The following is an 11,693-nucleotide window of genomic DNA, read 5'->3' on the forward strand; positions in this document are numbered from 1 at the left end:
TTCACATCAATGAACGTTCACTTTTTTAACAATTAAAGTCTTTGACGTTTATTTTAAAATATCATTTTTCAATGTATCGACTAAGCGTTGATTTTGTTCATCAGTTCCAACCGTGATACGTAAAAACTGGTTAATACGCGGTTTATTGAAATAACGCACAATAATGCCTTGTTCACGTAATTCAGCCGCTAATTCACCTGCATCTTTGCTAGGCAATGATGCAAAGATAAAGTTGGCACTCGATGGCAAAACATTAAAGCCCAGTGCTGTCAATTGTTCAACCAAATGTTCACGGCTCTGAATCACTTTTTGATTTTGTGCTTCGAAATAAGCTTGATCTTCAAATGAAGCAACCGCAGCAGCAATCGCAAAACGGTCCATCGGATAAGAGTTAAAACTGTTCTTCACCGCTTCAAGCGCCGCAATTAAATGTGGCTGAGCAATCGCAAAACCAACACGTAAACCTGCCAGTGAACGAGACTTAGATGTGGTTTGACATACCACCAAGTTCTCATATTTTTCCACCAAACCGACTGCCGATTCAGCACCAAAGTCCACATATGCTTCATCAATCACCACGACTGAATTTGGGTTGGCTTGAAGTACTTCCTCAATAGCTGCCAAACCGATATCAATACTGGTTGGTGCATTTGGATTGGTGATAATAATGCCACCATTGGCTTGCTTATAGTCATCCACCACAATTTCAAAGTCATCATTAAGTGGCAAAATTTTGGTTTTGACCCCAAAGAATTGGCTATAAACAGGATAGAAGCTATAGGTAATATCGGGGTAAAGTAAAGGCAGCTCTTGCACAAAAAAAGCTTTAAAAATATGCGCTAAGACCTCATCTGAACCATTGCCAACAAAGACATTTTCAACTGCAACATGTTGTTGTTTCGCAATCGCCTGCTTTAACGCAGAAGCATCTGGATCTGGATATAAACGCAGTACATCTGCAGAGTTTGCCAAGACCGCTTGAACAGCCTCCACCACTTTTGGTGAGGGTGGATATGGATTTTCATTGGTATTGAGCTTCAATAAATTTTGAATTTTTGGTTGTTCGCCTGGCACATACGGTTCTAATTCGCGTACTTCAGGACTCCAAAAACGCATTTGTTCTGTAGTAATGTTAGACATTGTCTATCTCATTTATGTACTCAACTTACTTTTATGTAAGCCCTCTCCTTCTAGGAGAGAGTTTGGGAAAGGTTTAAGATGTCCCAAACTGAATTAAATATTTTCCCCTCTCCTAACCTCTCCCATAGAGAGAGGAACATTCATTACTGAACACATGAGGGATCTAAATTTATATTATTGATAACGATAACGTGCTGAACGTGCATGCGCATCTAAGTTTTCTTGCTGCGCTAAGATATCTGCGGTTTTCGCTAATGTTTTCACACCCTGCTCAGAGCACATGATCAAACTTGAACGTTTTTGGAAATCATATACACCTAACGGCGAGGAAAAGCGTGCCGTACCTGAAGTTGGCAAAACATGGTTAGGCCCTGCACAATAGTCACCGATCGCTTCTGGAGTATAGCGTCCCATGAAGATTGCACCAGCATGACGAATTTCTTCGGCCATTTCCTGTGCGTCATCTAAGCAAAGCTCTAAATGCTCAGGCGCCACTTGATTAATCAGCTCAACTGCTTCAGCACGGTCTTTCACAAGCACCAATGCACCACGGTTAGCGATCGAAGTACGTGCAATCTCCGCTTTAGGTAAAGCTTGTAAATGTGCTTCAATCGCTTGTTCTACGTCATTTAACAACTGTGCATCTGGCGTGATAAATACAGCTTGCGCCACAGTATCGTGTTCAGCTTGGGACAATAAATCCATCGCCAACCATTCTGCGTTATTCACACCTTCAGCATAGACTAAAATTTCAGACGGCCCTGCAATCATGTCGATACCGACTTGACCGAATACTGCACGTTTCGCAGCCGCCACAAAACGGTTGCCCGGCCCCGTAATTTTATCCACAGCTGGAATCGTTTCTGTGCCATAGGCTAAAGCCGCAACTGCTTGTGCCCCACCAATGGTAAAGACACGGCTGACACCAGCCAAATAAGCTGCTGCTAATACCAACGGATTCAACTCACCATTCGGTGCAGGCACCACCATAATAATTTCAGGCACACCTGCTACATGAGCAGGCACAGCGTTCATCAATACTGATGACGGATAAGATGCCAAACCGCCTGGTACATAAATCCCGACACGGTCGAGTGGTGTGACCTTTTGTCCGAGCGTATTACCCAAGGCATCCACATAAGTCCAGCCTTCTTGTTTTTGTGCTTGGTGAAACTCACGAATACGGTTTGCCGCAAGTTCTAAAGCTTCGCGAACTTCGGTACTCAAACCATCAAATGCGGTTTTTAATTGTTCTTGGGTCAGTTCTAAATCTGAGAATTGATGCGCGGGATGTCGATCGAACTGTTGGGTGAGTTTAAGAACATGAGCATTACCATGCTGACGAACATCAGCGATGATTTGATCTACGGTTTTTAAAAGTTCTGGGTCACTCACGGTTTCAAAAGCCAACAAATCAGCAAAGACTTGTTTAAAGTTCTGATCTTGAGTCGATAAACGTCGCATCAATTTATCCACAATGAAAATAAACGGAAGCTTTAGTTTACCTTGTTTCCTGTATTTTGTGGGCAACAATCCTGCAGCTTAAGATAGAGTTTAATGAAAAATTACTTTTAAGCGCATCGGCAAATAAGTAGAAATCTTATTTTTGAACTAGAATGATTTTAAGAATTAAAAGAATAGGGCAACGTTAATGACGATTACAGATATAGCCCAAAGCTTTTCCATCGGGCAATTCAACCAAGTTCAGCCGTATTTTTCACAAAATATTGTATGGGAAATCATCGGCGAGCGACAGCTCTCAGGCATCGACCAAGCTCTAAAACATTGCCAGTCTATCGAACATTATTTTACAACGGTCGCGCATGAGTTCTATATTCAAGCAATTCATCAAGCAAGCCTTCATGTGATTGTTCAAGGTGAAGCGCAATTCCATGATGTCAAGCAGACATCCCGAATTTCTGCTTGTGATGTCTATACTTTTAACAATTCGAATCAACTGGCTCAAATTCAATCCTATTGTATTTCAATCCTATGAAAATATTAAAAATGAATGAGCACAAAAAAACCGCCATCATCGATAGCGGTTTCTTTAAACAAAAAAGATCAACTTATTTGTTTTTTAACGCTTCACGTTCAGCGACTGCTGTTTCTAACTGTGCAAGAATTGGGTTTAACAATGCTTGCTTACGCTTGAAACTTGCCTTGTTCACGATCAAACGTGAAGACACTTTACAAATTTCTTCCAAAGGTTCTAAACCATTGGCACGTAAAGTATTCCCGGTATCGACCACATCAACAATGTAATCGCCCAAACCCACCAATGGCGCAAGTTCCATTGAACCGTACAACTTAATCACATCGACTTGCTCACCTAAGCTTGCATAGTACTGACGGGTTAAATTGACGTATTTGGTGGCAATTTTTAAACGCCCTTTGGGACGCTCCATACCAACTTTACCTGCGGTCATCAGTTTACATACTGCAATTTTTAGATCGAGTGGTTCATAAACGTTTTGCGCGCCATGCTCCATAAGCACGTCTTTACCCGCAACACCAATATCAGCCGCACCATTTTCCACATAGGTAGGTACGTCAGAAGCACGTAAAATTAAAATACGGACTTGTTTATGGGTGGTTGGAAAAATTAACTTACGTGATTTATCGGGATCTTCCAGTAAATTAATTCCAGCCGTTTCAAGTAAAGGCAGGGTTTCTTTTAAAATACGACCTTTACTCAATGCCAATGTTAAACCATGATCAAAATTGCCCATTACGTCAAAATTTGGATCATCGTTTCTCATATCGCTCATGAACTTACTCGCTTAATTTGGGCGCCTATACCTTGTAATTTCGCTTCGACATCTTCATAACCGCGGTCAATATGATAGATACGATCAATCAGCGTCTCACCATCAGCAGCAAGTGCAGCTAACACCAGTGAGAAAGAAGCACGTAAATCTGTCGCCATCACAGGTGCAGCAGAAAGTTTCTCTACACCGGTCACAACAGCATCATTACCTTCAACCTGAATATTGGCACCCATACGTGACAATTCAGGTACGTGCATAAAACGGTTTTCAAAAATCGTTTCAGAAATAGTAGCAAAACCACGACCAATGGCATTGACCGCCATAATCTGTGCTTGCATATCGGTTGGGAAGTCAGGATGTGGTAGCGTTTGGAAGCTGACTGCTTTCGGGCGCTTACCCATCATATCCAGTTCGATCCAATCATCACCACGGGTCACTTCCGCGCCCATTTCTTCAAACTTTTCCAAAACCGACTCCATCAACGTCGGATCAGTATGTGTGGTTTTTACACGACCGCCCGTAATAGCTGCAGCAGCTAAATACGAACCTGTTTCAATCCGGTCAGCAACCACAGCATATTCACAGCCATGTAGTTTTTCAACGCCTGTTACCACTAAGGTATCAGTGTCTAAACCTTCAATTTTTGCCCCCATCGCGATCAGCATTTTCGCAAGGTCTGTAATTTCAGGTTCACGTGCTGCATTACGAATCGTCGTCACGCCTTCTGCCAATGCTGCAGCCATTAAGATATTTTCGGTACCACCCACGGTCACCATATCAAAAACGACTTCACCACCTTTCAGACGGCCATCAACTTTAGCGTGTACATAACCCGCTTCAACTTCAATCTCTGCACCTAAAGCTTCTAAAGCTTTTAAGTGTTGATCGACTGGGCGTGAGCCGATCGCACATCCACCCGGCAAAGATACTTTTGCACTACCATAGCGCGCCACCAATGGGCCGAGCACTAAAATAGATGCACGCATGGTTTTCACCAGCTCATACGGTGCAAACTGATTGTCCAGTGTTGAGGTATCTGCTGTAACCGTGTCACCTTCGTAAGTCATGGTAATGCCTAGGCCACCAATCAACTGCACCAAAGTATTGACATCTTTTAAATGCGGCACGTTGGTGAGCTTGACTGGAGTTTCAGGCAAAATCATTGCTGCAAGCAACGGCAAGGCAGCATTTTTTGCACCCGAAATACGAACTTCGCCTTCGAGCTTAGTGCCACCTTGAATTAAAAATTTATCCATCTAATTTTAAGCTCCGAATAAGCTTGCTTTACGCCATTCTTCTTTAGTCATTGCACGAATAGTCACCGCATGTACTTCGCCACTTGCGATATAAGAATTTAATGGTGCATAAACAGCTTGCTGACGTGCAACAGGACGTTTGCCTTCGAATTGATCGTCGACAATACGTAAGTCAAACTTTCCGCCTTGCCCACTAACTGCAACTTCAGCTTCAGGAAAAGCAGCTTTTAAAATTTCAGTGAGCTGTTCACTATTCATCACAAAGACCTCTTATAGGACCAACGGTGTAAAAACCTGCCATTTTACTATAAATCTGAAAAATAAATCATAAACCCGCACACTTTATATATAAAAAAAGAGGTTTAAAAAAACCTCTTTTTGCATAAAAATCAAACTAAATGGCAATAGGTTGGTAAACCTGTTGCATTTTTCGGTGTTTATCGAGCTGTCTTTTTAGTTTTTCTGATAATTTTTTAATCGACGTATACATATCATCTGCTGAAGCCTGAGCAAAAAATTCAATGCCCGGCAAACGGATAATTGCTTCTGCAATATGATTGCTACTGCCTTTTTTAGTATGTTTATCGACCTGATGATCCTTGGTTAATTTCACCTGCATACTGTTCACTTGATCAATATGCTTGGTCATTTCTGCAAATTTGCAGCGAATGGTATCTTCAATAGCTGGGGTAATGCTCAAATGATGTCCACGAATTGTTATTTGCATATATCTATCCCTCACCTTCATTAGGATTAATGAGGAAAAGCCAAGACGATTTAATGACTGCAAAACAACCAGCGCGCATAGAAACATCAAATCATTTTAGCCATTCCTTAAAGAAAAAAGAGGTTCATTATCTTGTCATAATGAACCTCTAGAATAGTCAGATTTTAAATTTTAGATCAAGACTTTTCGTTCAGAAGATGACGGAATATGTAACGATTCACGATACTTTGCCACTGTCCGACGCGCCACATCAATGCCATCGTCTTTTAAGAGATTAGCAATTGCGTTATCTGACAAAGGCTTACGTGCATTCTCTTCAGCAATCAATTTTTTAATTTTGGCACGAATTGCAGTTGAAGATGCTTCACCACCTGAGGTCGTACCCACATGGCTTGAAAAGAAATATTTCAACTCGAACAAACCGCGGGGCGTCAGCATATATTTATTGGTGGTCACCCGAGAAACGGTCGACTCATGCAATTCTACTTCTTCTGCAATATCTCGAAGCACTAAAGGCTTCATCCCCTCAGCACCAATTTCTAAAAATGCGCGTTGATGTTCAATGATACACGTTGCCACTTTCAGTAAAGTTTTATGGCGTTCATCGACACTTTTAATAAAGTTTTTCGCATCCAACATTTGATTGCGTAAGTACTGGTTATCTTCACTTTGATCAGCACGTTTAATCATATTGGCATAAAACGAGTTCACACGAAGTTTCGGCATCACATCAGGATTTAAAGCCACTTGCCATTGTTCGTTTTTCTTCATGACTACAACATCGGGAATTTGATAATCCGAGTCTTTATCCTCAAACTCAAGCCCAGGATGTGCTTTTAGCGTTTTTAATAAATCAACCGCACATTTGAGCTGTTCTTGATTTAAACCCGTTTGTTTAATTAATTTCACTAGCTCATTGCTGATCAATAGTTCATAATTTTTCAGTAAATTCATGGCATCATTTCGACAAGCCGTGTGCATTGGCAAGGCTTCTAACTGCACCATTAAACACTCTGCAAGATTTCGTGCCCCAACGCCAAGTGGGTCTAAACGCTGAATATGTTTGAGCACCACAACCACTTCATCATCTTCAACTTCGTCTTCATAGTCCATGCTTGTTAAAAGATGTTGAACTGAAGTCGTTATTTCTGAAATCTCACAGTCTAAAAAGCCTTTATCGTCCAAAGAATCAATAATGCAATATGCAATCAACTGATCTACTTGCGAAAAATGCAATAGATTAATTTGCTCCAGCATATGCTCTTTTAAGCCCAAATGACCTTGGCGATTATCTTCTCGCTCTTCAAATTCTGCCGCCCCCAAACTGGTCGGTTGATGCGTATAAACATCATCCCAGTCGGTATCGACCGGTAAATCATCGGGTAAATGGTCTGCGTTGAGTTCGTTGGTCAAATCTTTCTTATCCTGTTCTTGCTCTTGCATACTGGATAAGCTTTCGATAGATGACTGTTCTTCTACTTTTTCTAAGAGCGGGTTGCTGTCGAGTTGAATTTGTATTTCTTGTTCAAGCTCAAGGCTCGATAACTGAAGCAATCGAATAGCTTGTTGTAATTGGGGGGTTAGCGACAAAGAGTTCGCAACTTTCAATCCAACCGATAACTTCATAAAACACTACTCACCAATACAACTATTTTTAAAGCACGCTTTACAAGCAATTTTTGTGCCGTTTTATTTTTTATAGCATAGAAAATTCAAAAAACCTACATTTTTTGAGCAGATTGTTTTTCATTTCCTATCCAGTTTCGAACTTTATGGATGACTTCATGTACAGCAGTGCTCTAAAGGATTCCTCCCGTCGCACATTTAGAAATTATACGAAACATTTAGTGAGTCACTTGCACTTACTTACAAGAGTCCGCTAAATCAAAACATCTGCATCATTCTGCTTTGTTAGGCTAAAGCATAGACATTTTTTAGGGGATTTACATGACTCAAAAAGTATTGTTCATAACCTCAAATACAGGCGTAGAGCATGATGAACTCATTCAGCCTCTCCATTTTTACAGTCCAAGGGCATAGAATGTATTCATGCTGCCATTGAAGCTTGCGATGTTCGAACTGTCAAAATAGATGCAGATTCAGCGGCAAGCTATCCTCCAGATGTCGATTTAGATCATGTTCATTATGACGACTACGATTTGCTGATTATTCCTGGCGGTGCAGTTAATGCTGGTCGATTACGCCATCATCCCAAAGCTCTCGAAATTATCCAAAGTTTTAGCAACCAAGCCAAACCGATTGCTGTGATTTGTCATGCGCCGTGGGTTTTGATTAACACTGAACGTATTCAAGCTAAACAACTGACTTCGCATAAAAATATACGGCTCGATCTGGAAAATGCAGGTGCTATATGGGTCGATGAAGCCGTCCACTCATGTCATGCAGACGGTTGGACGCTCATCAGCTCACGTAGTCCAGAGGATCTTCCCGCTTTTAATCAAGCGATATTAAAAGAACTTGAATCCAACTCATCCATTTAAGATGCCATAAAATAAAAAGAGCCTGATATTAAGCAGGCTCTTTTATTCATTTTTAAAAGTTACAGGCTTTTTAAGTATTCAATAATTTCGACTTGTTCCGCCATTTCAGCCAGTTGAAGCGCAGTGTATTCACCTTTGTATTGGACATTCGCACCTTTTTCAACCAGCAGTTTCACCACATCTAGATAGCCATTTTCAGCCGCTGCTTGAAGTGCGCTATAGCCTTCATCATCGGTCGAGTTCACATCTACACCATTGGCGAGACTTTTTTCTACTTCAGCAAGTTCACCTAAAGATGCCCAATACACCAGTTCAGGTAAATGTAGCTCATCATCGTTTTCAGGAATTTCAGGGAGATAATTAAATTTCATAATTTATACTTCATCAAATATTCTAAATATTATTAAATATCATATTTCAATCTTTTGATAGATCCACTCCATGATAATATCTAGCCATTTCTAGAGTTTTACCTTCACTTAAGGAGAGTTGCTCAGCATTAACTTTTTTATTTTTTGTTCTACTTCTGAGCTCATATAAGGAATGAATGCCATAATTACACCAACTAAACCTACTATAAAACTTCCTATCATAAGAACCCACATTGTTTTATTTTTTCGTTTGTTACCTATATTGATATCTTGTAATTGAGTAGCCAATGGCTTCATAAGATTTCTATTTTGATCACCAAGAGCTTCTTTTATTCTTTCTAAATGCAACTTTACATCCGATGGTAATCCTTCAAATGGCGCTTGTTTCTTTGTATCCTCATAAAGGCTTTTAATATAGGATAAAAATTCTGGATTATTATTTTTAACAGCTGAAGCAAATAACCGTCCTAATAAGATATGTAAATCTTGAGAAGTCAAATTATAGTTTTTCAAAAGTATTTCTAACTGATCCCTGTCCAAAACTAATTTTTCATTAAATGGCTTTTCTATCAATTCTTCTTTTTAGAATGATCTTCTAATAAAATAGGCAGTATTGCTAAAATTCCCACATAAACTGTGACTGACCCAACAACTAAACTTAGTTGACTTCCTATAATCTCTAAAAATTTACCAAACTTAATTTTCAACCCATACACTTATTTTTTTAAAATTTTACCATCAAAAAAAATATAAATATTGCATTATTAAAACAGCTTTGAATTAAAAAGCCCCCTTACGGAGGCTACTTTTAATTTTATATTTTAACCTTTAGAAACCACAGGCTGACTTGCACCAATCTTTTCAGATTCATCTTCATTCATAATCAGTGCAACAGCAATAGCAGTAATCAATACAGGTAAACCCACTGCAATAAAGTTAAAGTGTGCAGGTAAATTCATACCCAACAAACTACCAATTAAAATAGGTCCAATGATTGCACCCATACGACCAATCGCAGACGACCAACCAATACCAGTTGAACGAACAGCAAGCGGATAGTACTGAGCGACATAGCTATAAAGCAGCATTTGTGAACCGATTGATGCAGCACCCGCCAAGAATACTAAAATATATAAAAGGAATTGATTCGATTGGAAGCCCATCAAGCTCATCACCACTGCACCCATCATACCCAAACACATGAGTACAGGTTTCAAGTGGAAACGATCGGCCAAGATTCCTCCACCGACAATACCAATTACAGCACCAATATTCATCACCATCATAAACATCAAGCTATTATCCATTGAGTAGCCTGCTGCCATCATTAACTTCGGCAACCAACTACTTAAAGCATACATAGTCAGTAAGCAGGTGAAGAACGCCACCCAAAACAATAAGGTATTTACCGCACGCCCACGTTTAAATAAGCTCACAACATTCGCAGATTCTGGCACATCAACATGATGCAACTCAAAAGTTGTATCTTCTTTTACAGTTACTGTTGGTGCTAAACGACGAACAATTTTACGTGCTTCCGCCTGACGGTTTTGTTGCACAATAAAAGTCAAAGACTCAGGTAAAAACTTCCAAATAACAGGTAATAACAACAAAGGAATACCCGCAATAAAAAACATAATTTGCCAGCCAAAACTTGGAGTAAACCACGCACCTAACAATGCAGCCATTACACCACCCACAGCATAACCACTAAACATTGTGGTTACTAAGGTACTACGCATTTTTTGTGGCGCATATTCAGATGTCAGTGCAACCAGATTTGGCATTACTCCACCAATTCCAAGTCCCGCAAGGAAACGTAAAATCGCAAATTCTGTTGGATTTGATGCAAAACCACCTGCACAGGTAAGCCCACTAAAAAGCACAATACAAATCATAATGACTTTTTTACGACCAATTTTATCCGCCAAAGAGCCAAATATCATTGCACCAAACATCATGCCTGCTAGGGCAGTACTAGCTAGCATACCCGCCTGCACAGCACTTAAGCCCCAGTCTTCCATTAATAATGGCAATACCACACCATTAATTGCCAAGTCATAACCATCAAATAAAATAATTAGTAAACACCAAGCAACAACTTGAAAATGGAAACCCGAAAATTTTGCACGATCAATAATATCATTCACATTAACTGCTTTAACTGACATTATTCACCTCCTATGAGCTATTGTTTCATTGCACTTTAACTAGCGCCCTTCAGTTTTATAATGTGCTAATTCAGCCCAAACAGAGGTCATTCACCAAAGTAATTTGGTGTTATATTCACACAATTTATAGTGATATAAAAATTCAACATTAGTCTAAATTAGTGATTTCATTCGCATCAAAAATAAATAAAACCAACCATTAACATTTGGCTTTTTGATATGAAATTAAATAACAATTAACAATTAAGGCCTAACTTAAATTAGATATAAATATAATATTTTGTTGATAGTAAAAATTAACTCATAGTAAAAAAAAGAAAATAAGTAACGAAAGGTTCATTAAAATAATAATTACGACTATTTAGTTTTTTTTATTATTGTATATATCCATTAGCCGATTAATTCGTTTATTCTAATCATTTTATAATAAAAAAACCCCCTCTGCATTAAGCGGAGGGGGTTTTTGAATTAATGAGCTGGCGATGACTTACTCTCACATGGATAACTCCACACTACCATCAGCGCTAAGAGGTTTCACTTCTGAGTTCGGGAAGGGATCAGGTGGTTCACTCTTGCTATTGTCGCCAGCACAACTGTTTATGGATACTCGCTAGGTCTTATGATTGCCTCGCTTTCTACCAAATCTTGCACTCGTTCAAAGCAGTGCTTTGAACATCGTTCATAACAGAACATCTGAGTTAATTTAATTTGCACATTCTACTTAGCTTTATAACTAAATCAAGTTGTTTGCAGTGA

11 protein-coding genes, 1 rRNA gene and 1 pseudogene are annotated in these 11,693 nt (G+C 39.5%); 2 read left to right on the forward strand and 11 right to left on the reverse strand.

Features of this window, described 5'->3' with window-relative positions; genetic code table 11:
- Positions 1-48: 48 nt before the first annotated feature.
- Together hisC and hisD are read right to left on the reverse strand one after the other, a co-directional pair.
- A complete protein-coding gene (hisC, locus tag CDG62_RS16155; protein WP_087528206.1) occupies positions 49-1,140 on the reverse strand; it encodes a histidinol-phosphate transaminase in 1,092 nt (363 codons plus the stop codon).
- Positions 1,141-1,314: 174 nt separating this feature from the next.
- On the reverse strand, positions 1,315-2,616 hold the full coding sequence (gene hisD / locus CDG62_RS16160; protein ID WP_162904042.1) for a histidinol dehydrogenase: 1,302 nt from the start codon (positions 2,614-2,616) through the stop codon (positions 1,315-1,317).
- Between the two features lie 175 nt (positions 2,617-2,791).
- On the opposite strand from hisD, the gene CDG62_RS16165 reads away from it, so the two are divergent.
- A complete protein-coding gene (locus tag CDG62_RS16165; RefSeq protein ID WP_087528204.1) occupies positions 2,792-3,136 on the forward strand; it encodes a hypothetical protein in 345 nt (114 codons plus the stop codon).
- A 73-nt stretch (positions 3,137-3,209) separates the two neighbouring features.
- On the opposite strand, the gene hisG is transcribed toward CDG62_RS16165, so the two are convergent.
- The 5 genes from hisG to CDG62_RS16190 all read right to left on the reverse strand — a co-directional run bounded on the left by hisG (position 3,210) and on the right by CDG62_RS16190 (position 7,520).
- A complete protein-coding gene (hisG, locus tag CDG62_RS16170; RefSeq protein ID WP_004984172.1) occupies positions 3,210-3,911 on the reverse strand; it encodes an ATP phosphoribosyltransferase in 702 nt (233 codons plus the stop codon).
- Complete coding sequence (gene murA / locus CDG62_RS16175) at positions 3,908-5,167, reverse strand: UDP-N-acetylglucosamine 1-carboxyvinyltransferase (protein WP_087528203.1); 1,260 nt, start codon at positions 5,165-5,167, stop codon at positions 3,908-3,910. The genes hisG and murA overlap by 4 nt, the downstream gene beginning before the upstream one ends.
- Before the next feature lie 6 nt (positions 5,168-5,173).
- Positions 5,174-5,425 (reverse strand): BolA family iron metabolism protein IbaG, encoded by a 252-nt coding sequence (gene ibaG / locus CDG62_RS16180; protein WP_004695019.1) that lies wholly within the window; start codon positions 5,423-5,425, stop codon positions 5,174-5,176.
- Positions 5,426-5,561: 136 nt separating this feature from the next.
- Complete coding sequence (gene hpf / locus CDG62_RS16185; RefSeq protein WP_004695021.1) at positions 5,562-5,894, reverse strand: ribosome hibernation-promoting factor, HPF/YfiA family; 333 nt, start codon at positions 5,892-5,894, stop codon at positions 5,562-5,564.
- 171 nt (positions 5,895-6,065) lie between these two features.
- Positions 6,066-7,520: an RNA polymerase factor sigma-54 gene (locus tag CDG62_RS16190; RefSeq protein WP_087528202.1), complete on the reverse strand. Its 1,455-nt coding sequence runs from the start codon at positions 7,518-7,520 to the stop codon at positions 6,066-6,068.
- A gap of 321 nt (positions 7,521-7,841) precedes the next feature.
- Here CDG62_RS16190 and CDG62_RS16195 point away from each other — a divergent pair.
- Positions 7,842-8,395, forward strand: a pseudogene (locus CDG62_RS16195) (DJ-1/PfpI family protein).
- A gap of 59 nt (positions 8,396-8,454) precedes the next feature.
- On the opposite strand, the gene CDG62_RS16200 reads toward CDG62_RS16195, so the two are convergent.
- The 4 genes from CDG62_RS16200 to rrf form a co-directional block, all read right to left on the reverse strand.
- Positions 8,455-8,766 carry an ankyrin repeat domain-containing protein gene (locus tag CDG62_RS16200; protein ID WP_087528201.1) on the reverse strand — a complete coding sequence of 104 codons (312 nt, stop codon included), beginning with the start codon at positions 8,764-8,766 and terminating at the stop codon, positions 8,455-8,457.
- A gap of 108 nt (positions 8,767-8,874) precedes the next feature.
- A complete protein-coding gene (locus CDG62_RS16205) occupies positions 8,875-9,339 on the reverse strand; it encodes a hypothetical protein (RefSeq protein WP_087528200.1) in 465 nt (154 codons plus the stop codon).
- 248 nt (positions 9,340-9,587) lie between these two features.
- The gene (locus CDG62_RS16210) at positions 9,588-10,937 is read right to left on the reverse strand and encodes an aromatic acid/H+ symport family MFS transporter (RefSeq protein ID WP_087528199.1); all 1,350 of its coding nucleotides are present in this window, start codon (positions 10,935-10,937) and stop codon (positions 9,588-9,590) included.
- 474 nt (positions 10,938-11,411) lie between these two features.
- Positions 11,412-11,526 (reverse strand): 5S ribosomal RNA (gene rrf, locus CDG62_RS16215).
- Between the last annotated feature and the right edge of the window lie 167 nt (positions 11,527-11,693).

The organism is Acinetobacter sp. WCHA55 (genome assembly GCF_002165305.2).
GTDB lineage: Bacteria > Pseudomonadota > Gammaproteobacteria > Pseudomonadales > Moraxellaceae > Acinetobacter.